Annotated in this window: 19 protein-coding genes; all 19 read left to right on the top strand. The window is 37.8% G+C overall.

From position 1 onward, the window contains the following. The first annotated feature begins 381 nt into the window (after nucleotides 1-381). The 19 genes from ACSAMO_RS02345 (at nucleotide 382) to ACSAMO_RS02255 (ending at nucleotide 18,935) form a co-directional block, all read left to right on the top strand. Complete coding sequence (locus tag ACSAMO_RS02345) at nucleotides 382-564, top strand: hypothetical protein (RefSeq protein ID WP_499209749.1); 183 nt, start codon at nucleotides 382-384, stop codon at nucleotides 562-564. Between the two features lie 173 nt (nucleotides 565-737). Next, nucleotides 738-920, top strand: a complete 183-nt coding sequence (locus ACSAMO_RS02340) for a hypothetical protein (RefSeq protein ID WP_499209748.1) — start codon at nucleotides 738-740, stop codon at nucleotides 918-920. Continuing rightward, nucleotides 917-1,111: a hypothetical protein gene (locus ACSAMO_RS02335; protein ID WP_499209747.1), complete on the top strand. Its 195-nt coding sequence runs from the start codon at nucleotides 917-919 to the stop codon at nucleotides 1,109-1,111. Before ACSAMO_RS02340 ends, ACSAMO_RS02335 begins: the two co-directional genes overlap by 4 nt. A gap of 165 nt (nucleotides 1,112-1,276) precedes the next feature. Continuing rightward, complete coding sequence (pyrR, locus tag ACSAMO_RS02330) at nucleotides 1,277-1,828, top strand: bifunctional pyr operon transcriptional regulator/uracil phosphoribosyltransferase PyrR (protein WP_117967918.1); 552 nt, start codon at nucleotides 1,277-1,279, stop codon at nucleotides 1,826-1,828. Nucleotides 1,829-1,830: 2 nt separating this feature from the next. After that, complete coding sequence (locus tag ACSAMO_RS02325) at nucleotides 1,831-2,751, top strand: aspartate carbamoyltransferase catalytic subunit (RefSeq protein WP_499209746.1); 921 nt, start codon at nucleotides 1,831-1,833, stop codon at nucleotides 2,749-2,751. A gap of 15 nt (nucleotides 2,752-2,766) precedes the next feature. Beyond that, complete coding sequence (locus ACSAMO_RS02320) at nucleotides 2,767-4,056, top strand: dihydroorotase (RefSeq protein ID WP_118446831.1); 1,290 nt, start codon at nucleotides 2,767-2,769, stop codon at nucleotides 4,054-4,056. A 10-nt stretch (nucleotides 4,057-4,066) separates the two neighbouring features. Continuing rightward, nucleotides 4,067-4,981, top strand: coding sequence for an orotidine-5'-phosphate decarboxylase (pyrF, locus tag ACSAMO_RS02315; RefSeq protein WP_117967921.1), 915 nt, complete (start codon nucleotides 4,067-4,069; stop codon nucleotides 4,979-4,981). 10 nt (nucleotides 4,982-4,991) lie between these two features. Beyond that, the gene (locus ACSAMO_RS02310) at nucleotides 4,992-5,756 is read left to right on the top strand and encodes a dihydroorotate dehydrogenase electron transfer subunit (protein WP_022228861.1); all 765 of its coding nucleotides are present in this window, start codon (nucleotides 4,992-4,994) and stop codon (nucleotides 5,754-5,756) included. After that, the gene (locus ACSAMO_RS02305) at nucleotides 5,749-6,660 is read left to right on the top strand and encodes a dihydroorotate dehydrogenase (RefSeq protein ID WP_499209745.1); all 912 of its coding nucleotides are present in this window, start codon (nucleotides 5,749-5,751) and stop codon (nucleotides 6,658-6,660) included. The genes ACSAMO_RS02310 and ACSAMO_RS02305 overlap by 8 nt, the downstream gene beginning before the upstream one ends. A 242-nt stretch (nucleotides 6,661-6,902) precedes the next feature. Further along, the gene (locus ACSAMO_RS02300) at nucleotides 6,903-7,475 is read left to right on the top strand and encodes a flavodoxin family protein (RefSeq protein ID WP_022228859.1); all 573 of its coding nucleotides are present in this window, start codon (nucleotides 6,903-6,905) and stop codon (nucleotides 7,473-7,475) included. A 57-nt stretch (nucleotides 7,476-7,532) separates the two neighbouring features. Continuing rightward, nucleotides 7,533-9,335, top strand: a complete 1,803-nt coding sequence (dnaG, locus tag ACSAMO_RS02295; protein ID WP_499209744.1) for a DNA primase — start codon at nucleotides 7,533-7,535, stop codon at nucleotides 9,333-9,335. Nucleotides 9,336-9,339: 4 nt separating this feature from the next. Continuing rightward, entirely contained in the window at nucleotides 9,340-10,497 is a 1,158-nt protein-coding gene (gene rpoD / locus ACSAMO_RS02290; RefSeq protein WP_499209743.1) for an RNA polymerase sigma factor RpoD, read from the top strand. 67 nt (nucleotides 10,498-10,564) lie between these two features. After that, complete coding sequence (gene prmA / locus ACSAMO_RS02285) at nucleotides 10,565-11,530, top strand: 50S ribosomal protein L11 methyltransferase (RefSeq protein WP_499209742.1); 966 nt, start codon at nucleotides 10,565-10,567, stop codon at nucleotides 11,528-11,530. A 27-nt stretch (nucleotides 11,531-11,557) separates the two neighbouring features. After that, nucleotides 11,558-12,736, top strand: coding sequence for an FprA family A-type flavoprotein (locus ACSAMO_RS02280; RefSeq protein WP_499209741.1), 1,179 nt, complete (start codon nucleotides 11,558-11,560; stop codon nucleotides 12,734-12,736). Between the two features lie 119 nt (nucleotides 12,737-12,855). Then, complete coding sequence (locus ACSAMO_RS02275) at nucleotides 12,856-13,986, top strand: PP-loop family protein (RefSeq protein WP_499209740.1); 1,131 nt, start codon at nucleotides 12,856-12,858, stop codon at nucleotides 13,984-13,986. A 187-nt stretch (nucleotides 13,987-14,173) separates the two neighbouring features. After that, the gene (locus ACSAMO_RS02270) at nucleotides 14,174-15,526 is read left to right on the top strand and encodes a glucose-6-phosphate isomerase (protein WP_412294137.1); all 1,353 of its coding nucleotides are present in this window, start codon (nucleotides 14,174-14,176) and stop codon (nucleotides 15,524-15,526) included. Between the two features lie 57 nt (nucleotides 15,527-15,583). After that, nucleotides 15,584-15,997: an ATP-binding protein gene (locus ACSAMO_RS02265; protein ID WP_482489286.1), complete on the top strand. Its 414-nt coding sequence runs from the start codon at nucleotides 15,584-15,586 to the stop codon at nucleotides 15,995-15,997. A gap of 84 nt (nucleotides 15,998-16,081) precedes the next feature. Continuing rightward, on the top strand, nucleotides 16,082-17,584 hold the full coding sequence (thrC, locus tag ACSAMO_RS02260) for a threonine synthase (protein ID WP_499209739.1): 1,503 nt from the start codon (nucleotides 16,082-16,084) through the stop codon (nucleotides 17,582-17,584). A gap of 61 nt (nucleotides 17,585-17,645) precedes the next feature. Further along, nucleotides 17,646-18,935: a galactokinase gene (locus tag ACSAMO_RS02255; RefSeq protein WP_499209738.1), complete on the top strand. Its 1,290-nt coding sequence runs from the start codon at nucleotides 17,646-17,648 to the stop codon at nucleotides 18,933-18,935. The last annotated feature ends 15 nt before the right edge of the window (nucleotides 18,936-18,950 follow it).

The following is an 18,950-nucleotide window of genomic DNA, read 5'->3' as shown; positions in this document are numbered from 1 at the left end:
ACACGTTTTTTACACGTTTTTTCTTACGGAATATATTTCAGTTAAATAATAAAGGATACAATATCTATACGAAACGGCACAACAAAGGCGCCATTAGGTAGTATAAATATTGTATCCTTAACAGATAGTATAGTCTATAATGAAATAATTGTCAAGAATTTTTGAGGCAGAATGTAGATAATAAAATTATTTTGTGATATTAATTTCAATAAAAAAGCCGTTGTCTTACTTCAGAAGGCAAGGCTCCGATTGCCAAGAGTCCTGTTTCAAAACAACGGCTTTATATATAGTATAAGTGAAAAATTTACAGAGGTCAATCCTAAAATTGAAAATTAACCTTGAAATATGATATTTATTAATTTAAGAAAGAGAGGATAAAATATGAAAAATCAAGAAAAGGAATTACAGAATGAGAACTCGGACAATACAGAAAGAAAATTGACAAAAGAAGAGTTGACGGCTTTATGTCGAAGAGCGAAGGAACACGCGCAGAAATTCGGAGAGTATATGAGAATGGTGGAAGAAGAACGTGAAAGAGCAGAACAAGAGAAAAATCAAAAATAAAAAAAGTAACCGCCTACTCTGCCAAGTAGACGGTTAAAGTTTATAATAAACCGTTATGCAGAAATAACCGTTGGTTATTCCTCTTGCTTACATTCTATCAAATAAAGGTTGTATGGTCAATGAGTTTTTGTTATATTTTATTTATATAAAATATGATTGAAAGGATTAAGAAAATGGAGAGCAAGAAAAGTGACTGGGCAAGAGGTACGATTAAAGAAGTACCGTTTTGGAGAGAAGATATGTCGGTTGAAGAATACGAGGAAGAAAGAAATTATCTTAATAAACATTGGACTGATTATATGAATAATAGATATATTCCATTATGGAAACAGAAACAAACAGGAGATAAAAAATGAAATTAAAATATATAGGTGAGAGTTTTGGAGTTGATAGTCTGACAGATGGAAAAAATTACGAGGCAATAGACGAAGGTGACGTTTATAGAGTAATTTATGATAGTGGCGAAGACTGTTTATATTCAAAAGTTAATCCTGCACCGTCTGATAGCAGTAGCTCTGGCGGAGTATGGTTGGTTATAGAAAAATAAAAGCACGTTTTAAACGTGCTTTTTTCTTACCCAAGAAAAAACATAGGTAAATTATTTTGAATGTTTTGTCTGTCATTGTATAGACAAAAAGTGAATTATGTTATATAATAATATAAATAAATATGGCGTAATATAATACAGTACAGCCAAGACGGAGGAAAGGTTATGGCGAATTACGAAGAAAAAACAGTGCTTATGGATGAGGCTACCTCAAAAAGAGCGGTCAGCCGAATTGCATATGAAATTGTTGAGAGAAATCGAGGAACTGAAAATCTTGTCATAATAGGTATTCAAACGAAAGGTGTATCACTTGCAAAGCTTATAATCAAGAAAATCGAAGAAATCGAGGGTATTAAGCTTGAACTCGGAAGTCTTGATATAACGTTTTACAGAGATGATTTGACAAGACTCAGCAAGCACCCGGTAGTTGCGGGAAACGACATTGCATTTTCAATAGAGGATAAGAAAATAATCTTAGTTGACGATGTATTGTATTCAGGCAGAACTATAAGAGCGGCGATGGAAGAACTTTTTGACATGGGACGTCCGGAAAAAATCGAACTTGCGGTACTTGTAGACAGAGGAAACCGAGAACTTCCTATCCGTGCTGACTACATTGGAAAAGATGTTCCGACTTCACATGATGAATATATTGATGTTGTAATAAACGATGATAAATTAGAAAAAGTATCAATATGCGGTAAGGGGGATAATTAATAATGAAGAAAGATTTACTCGGACTTAAAGACATAAGTGCGAAAGAAATAGAAAACATACTTGAAACAGCCGGAACGATGAAACTTATATTAGGTCAGACTAATAAAAAGACTCCTCATCTTCAAGGCAAAACTGTTGTAAATCTGTTTTATGAAAACAGTACAAGAACAAGATTATCTTTTGAGCTTGCGGCTAAATATATGAGTGCCAACGCGGCTAATATTACTGCAAGCGGTTCATCGGTACAGAAAGGTGAAACGCTTATAGACACTGCCGAAACAATCAATGCAATGGGTACTGACATTCTTGTAATGCGACATAATATGAGCGGTGCACCGCATCTTATCGCTCCGCTTGTAAGTGCGTCGGTAATCAATGCCGGTGACGGTATGGACGAACACCCTACGCAAGCACTTTTGGATATGCTTACAATCAAGGAGAAAAAGGGCAGTTTTAAAGGTCTTAAAGTTGCGATTATAGGAGATATTTACCACAGCAGAGTTGTGAGAAGTAATGTTTACGGACTTACAAAGCTTGGTGCAGATGTAAGCGTAGGTGGCCCTACAACGCTTATGCCTCCGGGAATGGAAAGACTTGGAGTAAAAGTATTTAACAATGTTGAGGATGCGATAAAAGACGCAGATGTTGTTATGGGACTTAGAATACAGCTTGAAAGACAGAAAAAAGGCTTGTTCCCAAGTATAAGAGAATATTACAGATTCTTCGGAGTTGACAACGAGAGATTAAAACTTGCCAAACCGGGCGCACTTGTAATGCACCCCGGACCGGTAAATCGCGGTGTGGAATTTTCATCAAGCGTCATTGACGGCGAACAAAGCGTTATAAACGAACAGGTTACAAACGGTGTTGCAGTCAGAATGGCGGTTATGTATATATTGTCAAGAGGCGGATTTGAAGACTAACGAAAGGGAAAGAATATGAAGATATTAATTAAAGGCGGTAGGGTAGTTGACCCTAAAAATGATTTTGATAAAGTAGCGGACGTACTTGTGGATAACGGCGTTATATCCGAAATAGGCGAAAACATTAATGCCGACGGTGACGTTACCGTTATAGATGCAGAAGGTAAAATTGTGTCACCGGGACTTGTTGATATGCACAGCCATTTGAGAGATCCGGGACAGGAATATAAAGAAGATATTGAATCGGGTACAAGAAGTGCCGCAATGGGCGGTATCACATCAATCGCTTGTATGCCGAATACAAAGCCTGTAACAGACAGTGAGCCGATTGTTACTTATATAAAGACAAAGGCTAAGGAAGTCGGTCATGTAAACGTATATCCGATAGGCTCAATTTCAAAAGGTCTTGAGGGTAAGGAGCTTGCTGAAATCGGCGAACTTAAAAATGCCGGTGCGGTTGCAATATCAGATGACGGCAGACCTGTTGTTGAATCGGGGCTTATGCGAAGAGCGTTGGAATATGCAAAAATGTTTGATATAGCCGTTATATCTCACTGCGAGGACTTGGGACTTGCCGACGGCGGTCAGATGAACGAGGGCTTTATGGCAACATATCTTGGTTTAAAGGGTATAACAAGAGCGGCAGAAGAAGTAATGGTTTCAAGAGATATACTAATCGCAGAAGCTACACATACTGCAATTCACATTGCGCATGTAAGTACAAGAGGTTCTGTTGAACTTGTAAGACAGGCTAAAAAACGCGGAGTAAACGTTACTTGCGAAACTTGCCCGCATTACTTTACACTTACTGAAAATGCTGTTGACGGCTTTAATACAAATGCGAAAATGAACCCGCCTTTAAGAACTTCTGATGATGTCGAGGCAATCAAAGAGGGATTGAAAGACGGAACGATTGATTGTATCGTAACAGACCACGCACCGCACCATATTGATGAGAAAAATTGCGAGTTTGCACTTGCATTAAACGGTATCGTAGGTTTTGAAACATCATTGGGATTGGGACTTCAATACCTTGTAAAATCCGGTGTTTTGACTTTGAACGAACTTATTGAAAAAATGGCAGTTAATCCGTCAAGAATACTAAGAATTAATAAAGGCAGTTTGTCGATAGACGCAGACGCCGATATTACGATATTTGATCCGTCAAAAGAATGGACGGTTGATATTTCAAAATTCCAGTCAAAGAGCAAAAACTCTCCGTTTGACGGCTTTACTCTTTGCGGTAAACCGGAATACGTTATAGTAGGCGGAAAAATAGTTGTAAACAATGGTGAACTTGCGTAGGAGGTAAACAATGTCAGTAGATTTATTAGTACAGAAAATTAAGGAAAAGGGCAATCCGTCAGTAGCCGGACTTGACCCGAAAATCGAATATGTTCCGGAGTATATCAGAAAAAAAGCATATGCCGAATACGGACAGAATTTAAAGGGTGCGACAGAGGCTATATGGGAATTTAACAAGGGTCTTATAGACGCACTTTATGACGTTGTACCTGCTGTAAAGCCACAGTCGGCTTTCTATGAAATGTACGGTCTGTGCGGTGAGGAAGTAATGCACAGAACTATTTCGTATGCAAAAGAAAAGGGTTTGTATATAATTCTTGACGTAAAGAGAAATGATATAGGCAGTACGGCAGAGGCTTATTCAAAAGCATATCTCGGTAAAGTTGATATAGATGGTGTGGAATGTGAGCCTTGCCCTGTTGACTGTGTTACAGTAAATCCTTATTTGGGAACAGACGGAATACAGCCGTTTGTAAATGATTGTAAGACGTTTGATAAGGCGATATTTGCACTTGTAAAGACATCTAATCCGTCATCCGGCGAATTGCAGGATTTGCTTGTCGGTGACGAACATATATATGAAAAGGTTGCACAGTGTGTTAATAAGTGGAACGAAGAAACTATCGGCAAGAGCGGATACGGTGCAGTCGGCGCGGTTGTCGGTGCAACATATCCCGAACAGGCAAAGGTTTTGAGAAAGCTTATGCCTAAATCATACTTCCTTGTACCGGGTTATGGTGCACAAGGCGGCGGCGCAGAGGGTGTTAAGCCATGCTTTAATGAGGACGGACTTGGTGCGATAGTGAACTCGTCAAGAGGTATTATGTGTGCATATAAAAAGGGCGATTGGAAAGAAGAACAGTTTGCCGAGGCGGCAAGAGCAGAGGCAATCAGAATGAAAAATGATCTTACAAGCGTGTTATAAGGAGTAGCAGATGAAAAAAGTTGAGAATTGCAAACTAATCAGCAAGACGGAAATTATAGACGGAATTTTTGATTTTGTAATCGAAAGTGAAGATATTTCAAAAGAGGCACAATGCGGACAGTTCCTTCATATAAATTGCGGTGACAGCACATTTTTAAGACGTCCTATAAGTATTTGTGACGCCGAAAACGGAAAAGTAAGATTTATTTTTGAAGTCAAGGGTAAGGGTACAGAGGAACTTGCTAAAAAAGAAGTCGGCGATTATATAGATGTTATGGGTCCTTTGGGACACGGCTTTGAAATAAAGGACAGTGTGAAAAATGCTGTTATAATCGGTGGCGGTATCGGTGTATTTCCACTATACAAATTGGCAAAGAATATAAATGCCGATGTATTTCTCGGTTTCAGAAGTAAAGACAGAGTTGTTATGGAAGATGAATTTAACGATGTTTCAAATATGGTTATAGTCGGAACAGATGACGGAAGTTACGGTTACAACGGATATATTGCATCGGCTATGGAACAATATCTTGATTCGCATAAGTGCGATATGATTTATTCATGCGGTCCTATGCCTATGCTTAAAGCTGTTAAGAAAATTGCGGAAAGCAGAGGTATAAAGTGTCAGGTGTCTTTGGAACAGCGTATGGGCTGCGGTATCGGTGCTTGCCTTGTATGTAGCTGTGAAACGAATAAAGAGGGTACAGACAGATATGCAAAGGTTTGTACAAACGGTCCTGTTTTCTACTCTGAGGAGGTGACTCTGAATGACTAATACAAAAATTGATTTTTGCGGTGTTGAATTTAAAAACCCTATCGTAACTGCATCGGGTACTTTTGGCTTCGGTATGGAATACAATGAATTTGTATCTATCGAGGAGTACGGAGGGTTCGGTGCAAAAGGTCTTACAAGAGTACCGAGAGAGGGAAACAAACCTCCGAGAATTGCAGAAACGCCGAGCGGTATATTAAACAGTGTCGGACTTCAAAATCCGGGTGTTGAGCATTTCGCAAAGCACATAATGCCGATACTTGCGGAATATGACACAAATGTAATTGCAAATATGTCGGGTAACACGATAGAGGAATATTGTGAAATGGCTGAAATTCTTTCAGATACTGACGTTGCAATCATAGAAATGAATATTTCTTGCCCTAATGTAAAGCACGGCGGTTTAGCTTTCGGAACAGACACTAAAGTAGTAAACGAACTTACAAGTGCAGTAAAAAAACATTCAAAGAAACCGCTTGTTGTAAAACTTTCACCGAATGTAACTTCAATCACTGAAATCGCAAAAGCCGCAGAGGCGGGCGGAGCAGACGGATTGTCGCTTATAAATACGCTTATGGGTATGAAAATTGACATACACACAAGACGTCCGATTTTGGCAAACAATACAGGCGGACTTTCAGGTCCTGCCGTAAAACCTGTTGCAGTCAGAATGATTCATGAAGTGCATGAGGCTGTAAAATTGCCATTGATAGGTATGGGCGGCGTTATGAGCGGTGAGGATGTAATCGAATTTATGCTTGCCGGTGCTTCGCTTGTGGCTTTGGGTACAGGACTTTTTGTAAAACCGGATTTAATTCTTCCTGTAAAGCAAGAAATTAAGGAATATATGGAACGTTACAATATTGAAGATATTAACAGCATTATCGGTACTGCTGTTATGAATTAGTTACAAAAAAGAGGGTGGTATCATCCTCTTTTTTGCGGATTATGAGAAATTTTAAAATTAAAAAAGGATTTTTGGGTGCGTATGTTGTATTATAAAAAGCGAAAGTTTTTAAGACATAAAGCATTTTTTGAATAAAATTTCAATATAATATAAATAAAATGTTATAAAATGAGAAAATGGGGGTAAATATAACGTGAAGTGTATTTTTACCTCTGTTTTGATGAAAGATTGGAGCGTATAATATGTACATATTAGCATTAAACGGAAGTCATAACAATGACGGAAATACAGCATTTTTGCTTAACGAAATTTTAAGACACTGTGCCGAAAAGGGTGCAGAAACTGAAATTTGCAGTGTCAGTGAGGCGATTATGGATACAAAAACACCGTTTTGCGTAGCCTGTTCAACGCCTTGTACAAAAAAGTGCTATAAAGATACAAAACTTGATACATTATTTGATAAAATCGAAAGAGCTGATTTTGTCGTTTTCGGAAGTCCTGTTTATTTTGGTTCTATGACGGGTCAGATGAAATGTTTTTTTGACAAGACAAGGGACGCAAGAGCTAATAAAAAGTGGCTCGGAAAGCCTATGGCGGCGGTAACTGTCGGTGCGTCAAAGTACGGCGGTCAGGAAAGGACTTTGGAGCATATTCATTCATGCGCGCTTGTTTCGGGTATGACGCTTATAGGCAACAGCTCTGTATCGGGTATGGGACATTTCGGTGTATCTGCTCAGAAACCGGCAAATGAAGATACATATGCTATAAATCAATGCAAGATTTTAGCAGAAAGAATAATTGAAACGATAAGATAAGTATATTTTTACGCATTATGTGTGAAAATAGTACCATTGATAAAAGGAGGTGACGGTGTGCCAAGAAGAATTTCGGACGATATGATAGCGCAAATATGTGATGAAAATGACATAATTGACTATGTATCGAGATATGTACAATTAAAAAAATCGGGACGTGATTACAGCGGACTTTGTCCGTTTCACCACGAAAAAACACCGTCATTCCATGTAAGTCAAGAGAAACAGCTTTTTCACTGCTTCGGATGCGGTGCGAGCGGTAATTTGGTGCAGTTCGTAATGCGTACAGAAAATCTTGACTTTATTGATGCGTTGAAGTTGCTTGCCGACAATGCAGGTATAATAATTCCCGAAGATGACGGGAATTTTTCGGACGCGTCGCATGAAAAGAAGAAACGTATTTTGGCAATGAACAAACTTTCAGCGAGATTTTTTTATAATTGCCTGCGTGATAAAAGCATAGGCGAAAAAGGTCAGAAGTATTTTGCAAAACGTAATATACCTTGGAAAACGGTTACGGTATACGGTTTGGGATATGCACCCGAAGGACACGATCATTTGCTTAAATATTTGACTTCGCAAGGGTTTAAAACAGAAGAAATTGTCGAGGGCGGACTTGCCGTAAGCCGTGAGGGCAGAATATACGATAAATTCAGAGATCGTGTTATGTTTCCGATAATTGACGTTAGAGGAAATGTTATTGGTTTCGGCGGTCGGATTATGCACGACAATAAAGAAATTAACGGTTATAAAATACCAAAATATCTGAATTCGCCCGAAACACCTGTTTTTGATAAAGGCAGAAACTTATTTTCGCTCAACTTGGCGAAAAATGCAAAATCGTCGGAGATAATACTGTGTGAGGGATATATGGACGTAATATCCGTATATCAAGCCGGTATAAAAAATATTGTTGCAACGCTCGGTACGGCTATTACGGAAAATCAGGCTAAATTGATGTTGCGTTACGGCAGTGAAATACTGATATGTTACGACAGTGATGAGGCAGGTACAAAAGCGGCGTTAAGAGCTATTGACATAATAAACAATGTAGGTGGCAGAGCAAGGGTGATACGGCTTAAAAATGCCAAAGATCCCGATGAATACATAAACAAAAACGGAGTTGAAAAATTCAAAGAGGCGGTAAAGAATGCGATGCCTGCCACTGAATTTAAGATTTCTTTGATAAAAAAGCAGTACGACGTAACGAGTACGGACGGTAAGATACTGTTTATAGATGAGGTAGTAAACATATTTACAAAATTAAAAGATGCCGTTGAGGTAGACGCCTATATAACGAAAGTCGCGGAGGATACTGGAATAAGCCGAGAGGCGATAGCAAGCAAATACCGCGAAAAAATATCAAAGGGCAGCTATAAAAGAATACCGACTAAAAATGAGTATCAGAAAAAAGTCGAACAAAGAAAGCGTGAAACAACGAAAAATCAAATGGTTACAAGCAGTTTGCTTGAAGCTGAAAAACGGCTTTTGGGACTTATATCGCAAAGTAAAAAACTTTATAAAATGTCGTCGGCGCATATTAAAGCCGAGGAATTTTCAACAGATGTGTACAGACGTTTGGCGAAAAGTATGTATGTCAGCTATGAAAACGGAATGTCACCCGATCCGGCAATGATGTTAAATGATTTTTCGGGTGACGATTTGAGTGAGGCGTCGGAAGTTTTTTATAATCTTGAAGTTTACAGCGGTGACGAAGAAACCGTCAAAGAACTTTTATATACAATTAAATTGGAGAAGTTGAATATGCATATCAATGCCGAAACAGACCCTACGAATTTGATGGATTTGTTTAAGCAACGTGAAGAACTTCTAAATGAGAAAAATACTTGGGAGGAATAGTTTAATGCAGGAAAAGAAGAAAGACATTAAAAGAGAACTTATCGAAAAAGGTAAGAAAAAAGGGGTACTTACTTTTAAGGAAATAAGTGACGCTTTTGAAGACATTGAAGTGACACCGGAAGAAATAGAAAGACTTTATGACGTTTTTGAAAAAGAATCTATCGAACTTGTTGAAGATTTGGATAAGGAACTTGAAGAAATCGAAGTAAGTAAGGAAGAACTTGAGGACTTGTCTGTTCCGGAGGGTATCAATATTGATGACCACGTTAAAATGTACCTAAAAGAAATAGGTAAAGTTAATCTGCTTACTCCCGAGGAAGAATTGTCACTTGCAAAAAGAATGGCAGACGGAGAAAAAGCGAAAGAACAGCTTGAAGAAATTGGCGAGGAGATAGACGAAGATACTAAAAAACAGATTGATTTATTGATTGCGGACGGCGAAAAAGCAAAGAAAAGCTTGGCAGAGGCTAACTTGCGTCTTGTTGTAAGTATAGCAAAGCGTTATGTCGGTCGCGGTATGCTTTTCCTTGACCTTATTCAAGAGGGAAATCTCGGTCTTATCAAGGCGGTTGATAAGTTTGACTATACAAAGGGTTATAAATTCTCAACATATGCGACATGGTGGATAAGACAAGCTATTACAAGAGCCATTGCGGATCAAGCGCGTACAATCAGAATACCTGTTCATATGGTTGAAACCATCAACAAACTTGTAAGAGTTTCAAGACAGCTTGTGCAGGAACTTGGCCGTGAACCTACGCCGGAAGAACTTGCAAAAGAACTAAATATGCCTGTTGATAAAGTGCGTGAAATTTCAAAGATTTCACAAGAGCCTGTTTCACTTGAAACTCCTATCGGCGAAGAAGAGGACAGCCATCTTGGCGACTTTATTCCGGATGAGGATGCGCCTGCACCGTCAGAGGCGGCAAGTTTTGTACTTCTAAAAGAACAGCTTGGAGCGGTTTTGGAAACATTGTCTGAAAGAGAGGCGAAAGTTTTAAGACTTCGCTTCGGTCTTGACGACGGACGTGCAAGAACGCTTGAAGAAGTGGGTAAGGAATTTGATGTAACAAGAGAAAGAATAAGACAGATTGAGGCAAAGGCACTAAGAAAACTTCGTCACCCGAGCAGAAGTAAGAAATTAAAAGATTTTCTTGATTAATAACTAAAAAAGCAATAACGAAAGTGTATTGCTTTTTGCAAATGATTTTATAAACACGGAGGATATTATGGATTGGATTAAAGTATCTATATTTACGACATCAGAGGGGATTGAGCCTTTGAGCGGAAGACTGTATCAGCTTGGGATAACAGGTCTTGAAATTGAGGACGAAAAAGATTTTAAAGATTTTCTTGAAAACAATAAACAGTATTGGGATTATGTTGATGATGAGCTGATTAAGGAAAAAGAGGGCGAAACGGAAGTAATCGCCTATGTCAGCGATAATGCGGCAGGTCATGAAATGCTTATGGCAATCAGAAATACTGTTGCCGAAATGAAACAGCTTGATGATGAAAACGAGTTCGGCAGACTTGAAATCCATATTGACAATATGAAGGAAGAAGACTGGGCGAATAACTGGAAGAAGTATTTTCACCCGTTGGAAGTAGGCGAAAAAATTCTTATCAAGCCTGAATGGGAAGAACTTAAAGATAATACCGACAGAATTGTATTCAATATAAATCCGGGTATGAGTTTCGGTACAGGCGGACACTATACAACACAGCTTTGTATCGAAACACTTGAAAAATACATAAAACCGGGCGTTAAAGTGCTTGATTTGGGCTGCGGCAGCGGTATTTTGTCAATTATATCATTGCTGTTGGGTGCAGACAGTGCGTTTGCGGTTGATATTGACCCGAATGCGGTTGATATTGCATATCAGAACGCAGGCATGAATGATGTCGACATATCGAAATATACGGTTAAAGCCGGAGATATAATTACAAATACAGAATTGCAAAATGAAATTGCCAAAAATGAATATGACGTTGTTGTGGCAAATATTGTTGCAGATGTCATTGTAGCACTTGCTCCAAAAGCACGTGAATATATGAAAAAAGGCGGTGTGTTTATTACTTCGGGAATAATTGAAGACAGAGTAGACGACGTTAAAGCGGCACTTGAAAAATGCGGCTTTGAAATAAATTCAATCAAGCAAAGAAAAGATTGGGTATCTATTGTTTGTAAATAGCATTAACGGTGAAAGGAATGATAAAAAATGCTTGAATTAAAGAATAATATTTTTTATGTGGGAGTGAAAGACCCTACACTTAGAACATTTGATATTTTTATGAAAACTGAATACGGTACGACATATAATGCGTATCTTGTAAAGGGTGAAAAGACGGCACTTATAGAAACAGCACACGAAAAGTTGCTTGATTCGTATATTTCAAATATTGAGGAAATAATGCCTGTTTCTGAGATTGATTATTTGATATGCAATCATACAGAGCCTGACCATTCGGGAAGTGTCAAGAAGATACTTGAATTAAATCCTGATATTGAAGTTGTGGGCAGTATTGCGGCTATAAGAAATCTAAAAGAAATAACAAATATGACTTTTAAGGAACATATTGCAAAAGACGGTGCAGAGCTTGATTTGGGTGACGGAAAGGTATTGAAATTCTGTATAGTTCCTAATTTGCATTGGCCTGATACTATGGTGACATATCTTGAAAGTGAAAAGACACTTTTCAGCTGTGACGTATTCGGTGCACACTATTGTGAGGACGCAGTGGTTGATGAGGATATAATTTACTACGATAAGTATGAAAAAGCAATGAAAGTTTATTATGACTGCATTGTATCGCCATTTAATTCTTTTGTTGTCAAGGCACTTGAAAAGTTGTCGGCACTTGACATTGAAATGGTTTGTAACAGTCACGGACCTGTACTTAAAAAATATATAGCAGAAGCCGTTAAAAAGTATTCTGCTTGGAGTGCACCAAAAATTACAGAGAAAAAAACAGTCGCAATATTCTATGCGTCGGCTTACGGATATACAAAGAAAATGGCAGACACTATTGCAAAGACGCTTAATTCTTGTGATTTTGATGTTAAAGAATATGATGTTGCCGAAATCAACGACGAAATGATAACGGCACTTCACAGTGCGGATGCGCTTGTATTCGGTACACCGACAATCAACAGAAATGCGGTAAAGCCTGTATGGGATATTATTTCTTCGATTGACCTTGTTAATATGAAGAATAAGCCTTGCTTTGTATTTGGCTCATACGGCTGGGGCGGTGAAGGTATTCAGTTGGTGCATAATCATCTTGAATTGCTTAAACTAAAGCCTTTTGAAAAGCCGTTCGGTTGTATATTCAATCCGTCAGACGAAAAACTTGCCGAACTTGAAGATTATACAAAGAAATTTGCGGAAACGATATAAAACAAAAGCAGAGTCATAAGATATGACTCTGCTTTTTTGTATTTGACAAATCGACAAATTTGTTATAAAATTATGCCTACTGAAATAATAGGAAATATATTTGAGGATAGGGAATAATTATGAGCATAACAATAGAAGAATTGAATAAATTAGATAAAGACACATATCAAATTATAGATATTCGTGACAAAGAAGAAGTTCAAAAAGACGAAATGCCGGGAGCGGTTTATGTTCCGTCAGATGAAATAGAAACAAGCGAAAAGGTTGATTTATCAAAAAAACTGATTATTTGCTGCAGAATAGGTAAAATCAGCATAGACGTTGCGGAGCGGCTAAGAGAAAAAGGCATTGACGCGGTGAGCCTTGAGGGCGGATATACTGCATGGCTGTTGGATTCGATAAAGCGAAAAGAGGCTGAGAGTATAAGTCGTGATGTTGAACAAAGTATAAGAAAAAAATTCCGTAAAAAAATTTGGCGTATGTTTGCAAAAGCAATTAATACTTATGATTTGGTTAAAGAGGGCGACAAGATTGCGGTCTGTATATCGGGCGGAAAAGACTCAATGCTTATGGCAAAACTTTTTCAGGAACTTAAACTTCACAATAAATTTGAATTTGAAGTGAAATTCTTGGTTATGGATCCCGGTTACAGCCCTGAAAACCGTAAGGTTATAGAGGAAAATGCAAGGAAATTGAATATCCCTATAACTATTTATGAATCCGATATATTTGAGTCGGTTTATAATGTTGAAAAGTCGCCTTGCTATTTGTGTGCAAGAATGAGAAGGGGATATTTGTATAAATTCGCAAAGGATATGGGCTGTAATAAAATTGCGTTGGGACATCACTATGACGATGTAATTGAAACGATATTAATGGGAATGCTGTATTCGGGACAGGTGCAAACAATGATGCCGAAACTTCACAGCACAAACTATGAGGGAATGGAACTTATACGACCGCTTTATTTAATTCGTGAGCAGGATATAAAATCGTGGTGTCGATATAACGATTTGCATTTTATACAATGTGCCTGCAAGTTTACGGATACTTGTACAACGTGTAATAACGAAGAAAACCGATCAAAGAGAGTTGAAATAAAAGAACTTATAAAAACATTGAAACAGGTAAATCCGTACGTTGAGGGGAATATATTCAAAAGTGTTGAAAACGTCAGTTTAGAGGCGATTGTTGCGTACAAAATTGACGGTGTGAAACACAGTTTTCTTGAAACGTACGACGAAGAATAACTATATGTTGTACCGTTCAATTTGGCGTTACACAACAAAATCCAAACAAAACAAGAATTTTGAAATGAAAAAGAAATAAATATTCACAAACTATTTTCACAATGACTATTGATTTATTTGGCAAAATAGTATAGAATAATAAGTAACAAAACATAATATGTTTTATATGAAATTTAGGAGGCAATATATAATGAGCAATATTAGGTTTGACTATTCAAAAGCACTTCCGTTTGTCGGACAGCATGAGATTGATAATATGGCTGAATATGTTAAAGAGGCACATAATATGCTTCATAACAAAACCGGTGCAGGTAACGATTTTCTTGGTTGGGTAAACTTGCCTACGGATTATGATAAAGAAGAATTTGCAAGAATTAAAAAAGCGGCTGAAAAGATTCGCTCTGATTCAGATGTACTTGTTGTAATCGGTATAGGCGGTTCGTACCTTGGTGCAAGAGCGGCTGTTGAAATGTTACAACATTCATTCTATAATGCTCTTGACAAAGACAAGAGAAAAGGTCCTGCTATTTTCTTTGCCGGAAATAACATCAGTTCGACATATATGGCTGATTTGCTTGAAACAGTAGAGGGTAAAGATATTTCAGTAAACGTAATATCAAAATCCGGAACAACAACAGAACCTGCTATTGCGTTCAGAATATTTAAAGACTTGCTTGAAAAGAAGTACGGCAAGGAAGGCGCAAAAGAAAGAATTTATGCAACAACAGATAAAGCTCGCGGTGCATTGAAGTCGCTTGCAGATGAAGAAGGTTACGAAACATTTGTTATCGCTGATGACATCGGCGGCAGATACTCTGTTCTTACTGCAGTAGGTTTACTTCCGATTGCAGCGGCAGGTATCGATATTGACAAGATGATGCAGGGTGCAAAAGAGGCACAGGATGAATATGCTAATCCAAATCTTTCAGAAAACCAATGTTATCAATATGCGGTTGTAAGAAATGCACTTGCAAGAAAAGGCAAGACTGTTGAAATGATGGTTAATTATGAGCCTGCACTTCACTATTTCGGCGAATGGTGGAAACAGCTTTACGGCGAAAGTGAAGGTAAGGACAACAAGGGTATTTTCCCGGCGGCGGCAGACTTCTCAAGTGATCTACATTCAATGGGACAATACATTCAAGAAGGACAAAGAATTTTGTTTGAAACAGCTTTGCTTGTTGAAAATCCTCGCAAGAATATTGAAATTCAAGCAACAGAGGATAATATCGACGGACTTAATTTCCTTGCAGGCAAGACTATCGACTATGTAAATTCAAAAGCCGCACAGGGTACGGCTTTGGCTCATACAGACGGTCAAGTTCCTAACCTTGCGGTTATTGTACCTGCGCTTGACGCATATAATTTCGGTAAAATGGTATATTTCTTTGAAAAGGCTTGCGGTCTTTCAGGATATTTGCTTGGGGTAAATCCTTTTGATCAACCGGGTGTTGAAGCATACAAAAAGAATATGTTTGCACTTCTTGGTAAGCCGGGTTACGAAAGCGAAAAGGACGCTCTTGAAGCAAGATTAAAGTAAAATCAGAGAGGGCGACTCTCAGAAAATAAAAATTTATTATAAAGGAGGAAGGTTAACATGGTTGAACTTCTAATTGGAAAAAAAGGCACCGGTAAGACAAAGGCTCTTATTGAGAAAGTGAACAACGCTCTAACGGTTGCAAAGGGCAACGTTGTTTTTATCAGCAACGACACAAACAGAAATATTTTTGATGTAAAGTCAAAGGCGAGAATGGCAGACACATCAGAGTTTGAAATTAAGTCATATGATGAATTCCTTGGATTTATCAGCGGTATTGTAAGCCGTGACTTCGATATTACAAACATTTTTGTTGACGGTATTTTCAAAATTGTCGGCTCAGACAATCTTGACGGATTTGAATCATTCCTTAACAGACTTGAGACTATGAGCCAAAAGTTTGAAATCACATTTGTAATATCAGTAAGCATAGATGCTGAAACGGCACCTGATTACATAAAGAAATTAGCGTAAGACGCGGAAAAAACAAAGGTGCCTGTATGAATTGAACGTATGAAATTTGTACAGGCACGATTAATTATTTGGAGGTTTTGATTAATGCAGTATCATAGTACGAGGGATAAGAGCATATCTGTAAGTTCGGCAGAGGCTATAAAAACAGGACTTAGTGCAGAGGGCGGACTTTTTGTTCCGGAAAGCTTTCCTTCAGTTAGTTTAGATGAGATTAAAAATTTGGCGTCAAAGTCATATAACGAAAGAGCATATTTTGTACTTAGCAAGTTCCTTTCGGACTTCACGGAAGAAGAACTTAAAAAGTGCATAGACAGTGCATATACAAAGGAAAAGTTTGAAACAGAGAGCATTGCTCCTGTTTATAAACTTAACGATACAACATATTTCCTTGAATTATGGCACGGTCCGACTTGTGCTTTTAAGGATATGGCACTTCAAATTCTTCCTCATCTTCTTACAACATCAATGAAAAAGACTAATGAAGATAAAGAAATCGTAATCCTTGTTGCAACGTCGGGTGATACAGGTAAGGCTGCACTTGAAGGCTTTAAAGATGTTGCAGGCACAAGAATTATCGTATTCTATCCTGACAACGGTGTAAGTGAAATTCAAAAGCTTCAAATGGTTACTCAAGAGGGTAATAACGTAAGTGTTGCCGCGGTTAAGGGTAACTTTGACGATGCTCAAAGCGGTGTTAAGAAGATATTTACAGACACTGATTATAAAAATCTTCTTGACAGAAATCAATTTAAGCTTTCATCTGCAAACTCAATCAACTGGGGCAGACTTGTTCCTCAGATTGTATATTATTTTTCATCATATGCAGAGCTTGTAAAGAATAACGAAATTGAAATCGGCGATAAGATTAATGTTGTCGTTCCGACAGGTAACTTCGGTAATATTCTTGCCGCATATTATGCAAAGAAAATGGGCTTGCCAATCGCTAAGTTTATTTGTGCGTCGAATGAAAATAATGTTTTGACAGATTTCATAAAGACCGGTGTTTATAATAAGAACAGAGATTTCCATACAACAATCTCACCGTCAATGGATATTCTTATTTCAAGTAACCTTGAAAGATTTCTTTATGACCTTACAGGTTGTGACGATAAACTTGTTGGCGAATGGATGAAAGAGCTTAACACTAATGGCAGCTATGAAGTTTCAGCTGACGTTAAGACAAAAATGCAGGAAATGTTTACTGCAGGTTGCTGTGATGATGCAGAAACAATGGCTACAATTAAAAAGTGTGCATCTGAATATGATTATGTTATTGATACTCATACAGCTGTTGCAAAGTCTGTTTATGATAAGTATGTTGCTCAAACAGGCGACACAACAAAGACAATTATTGTATCAACTGCAAGTCCGTTCAAGTTTAATCAGAGCGTTCTTATTGCACTTGAGGATCACAATGCAGTTGTCGGTAAAGACGAATTTACTCTATTGAAGGAACTTTCTGAAAAGAGTAATATGCAAATTCCTAAGTCACTTTATGAACTAAAAGATAAGTCAGTTGTATTTGATCTTGTATGCGATAAGGATGAAATGCAACAGATTGTAAGTGACTTTCTTATGGTTGAGTAAAATTAAATAATTAAGGCAAGGTGTAACTGAGTTACACCTTTACTTTTGACGGAGGTTTTATATGCGTTCTATAAAAGAAACAATAAATGCACTAAAAAACGGTGAATATGATGATAAGCTTACATATTTGTATTCATGCGATAAAAATGATGTGAAAAAGTATTCGGACAGATATATTGATGTTATAAACGGCTTTGAAGAAACATTCGGTAAAGATGGTGATATTGCTTTGTTTTCTGCTCCTGGCCGTACAGAAATCGGCGGTAATCATACAGACCATCAGCACGGTTGTGTACTTGCGGGAAGTGTTAATCTTGACGTTATATCTGCCGCAAGGCCAAACGGTACAAACACAGTTCGTATTCAATCAAGAAACTATCCGCTTGATGTGATTGAACTTGACAGTCTTGAAATAAGAGAAAAGGAATTTGACAAGGCAATTTCTCTTATAAGAGGTGTAATTAAAAAATTTGTTGATTTGGGTTATGATGTTAAAGGCTTTGACGCGTACACAACATCAAATGTACTTAAAGGCTCGGGACTTTCATCGTCAGCGGCTTTTGAAGTGCTTGTCGGAACAATTATAAACGGACTTTTTGCAAATAACGAAGTAAATCCGATTGAAATTGCAAAATTCGGACAGTTCGCCGAAAATGTTTATTACAATAAACCAAGCGGACTTATGGATCAGATGGCATCATCTGTCGGTTCGGTTGTGGCTATTGATTTTAAGAGTACGGAAGAACCGATAGTTGAAAAAGTTGAATTTGATTTGAAAAAGCATAATCATGCTCTTTGCATTATTGATTCAGGTGCGGATCACGCAGATTTAACTGATGAATATGCGACAATTCCGTCTGATATGAAAGCAGTTGCGGGATTTTTCGGTAAGAAATTTTTGCGTGAAGTTGATGAAAATGAGTTTATGGCGAATATCAAAAACATTCGTGCAAAACTTAATAATGACAGAGCAGTACTTCGTGCAATCCATTTCTTTAATGATAACAAACGTGCACAGGAAGAAGTTAAGGCTTTGAAAAATGATGATTTTGAACTTTTCAAACAACTTGTAAATAAATCGGGACAGTCGTCGTATATGTATCTTCAAAATGTGTTTGCAACAAGTATGCCTAAAAATCAAGCAGTGTCGTTGACATTGGCTTTGTGCGACGAAATACTTGGCGACAGAGGCGCGTACAGAGTTCACGGCGGTGGTTTTGCCGGAACTGTACAAGCGTTTGTTCCGCTTGATATGCTTGATGAATTTAAAACAAAAATTGAGAACGTGTTGGGTGAAAATATGTGCCACGTTCTTTCAATTCGTCCTGTCGGCGGATATGAACTTAAATAATTAAAAAAATCTTCT

Source organism: Ructibacterium sp. SJQ-7 (assembly GCF_054696575.1).
Note: the sequence above shows the minus strand (reverse complement) of the source record. Positions and strands in the feature narration are given on the sequence as shown.

Coding starts and splice junctions, on each gene's coding strand:
- ACSAMO_RS02345 (WP_499209749.1), top strand. CDS start 382: ATGAAAAATCAAGAAAAGGAATTACAGAATGAGAACTCGGACAATACA.
- ACSAMO_RS02340 (WP_499209748.1), top strand. CDS start 738: ATGGAGAGCAAGAAAAGTGACTGGGCAAGAGGTACGATTAAAGAAGTA.
- ACSAMO_RS02335 (WP_499209747.1), top strand. CDS start 917: ATGAAATTAAAATATATAGGTGAGAGTTTTGGAGTTGATAGTCTGACA.
- pyrR (WP_117967918.1), top strand. CDS start 1,277: ATGGCGAATTACGAAGAAAAAACAGTGCTTATGGATGAGGCTACCTCA.
- ACSAMO_RS02325 (WP_499209746.1), top strand. CDS start 1,831: ATGAAGAAAGATTTACTCGGACTTAAAGACATAAGTGCGAAAGAAATA.
- ACSAMO_RS02320 (WP_118446831.1), top strand. CDS start 2,767: ATGAAGATATTAATTAAAGGCGGTAGGGTAGTTGACCCTAAAAATGAT.
- pyrF (WP_117967921.1), top strand. CDS start 4,067: ATGTCAGTAGATTTATTAGTACAGAAAATTAAGGAAAAGGGCAATCCG.
- ACSAMO_RS02310 (WP_022228861.1), top strand. CDS start 4,992: ATGAAAAAAGTTGAGAATTGCAAACTAATCAGCAAGACGGAAATTATA.
- ACSAMO_RS02305 (WP_499209745.1), top strand. CDS start 5,749: ATGACTAATACAAAAATTGATTTTTGCGGTGTTGAATTTAAAAACCCT.
- ACSAMO_RS02300 (WP_022228859.1), top strand. CDS start 6,903: ATGTACATATTAGCATTAAACGGAAGTCATAACAATGACGGAAATACA.
- rpoD (WP_499209743.1), top strand. CDS start 9,340: ATGCAGGAAAAGAAGAAAGACATTAAAAGAGAACTTATCGAAAAAGGT.
- prmA (WP_499209742.1), top strand. CDS start 10,565: ATGGATTGGATTAAAGTATCTATATTTACGACATCAGAGGGGATTGAG.
- ACSAMO_RS02280 (WP_499209741.1), top strand. CDS start 11,558: ATGCTTGAATTAAAGAATAATATTTTTTATGTGGGAGTGAAAGACCCT.
- ACSAMO_RS02275 (WP_499209740.1), top strand. CDS start 12,856: ATGAGCATAACAATAGAAGAATTGAATAAATTAGATAAAGACACATAT.
- ACSAMO_RS02265 (WP_482489286.1), top strand. CDS start 15,584: ATGGTTGAACTTCTAATTGGAAAAAAAGGCACCGGTAAGACAAAGGCT.
- thrC (WP_499209739.1), top strand. CDS start 16,082: ATGCAGTATCATAGTACGAGGGATAAGAGCATATCTGTAAGTTCGGCA.
- ACSAMO_RS02255 (WP_499209738.1), top strand. CDS start 17,646: ATGCGTTCTATAAAAGAAACAATAAATGCACTAAAAAACGGTGAATAT.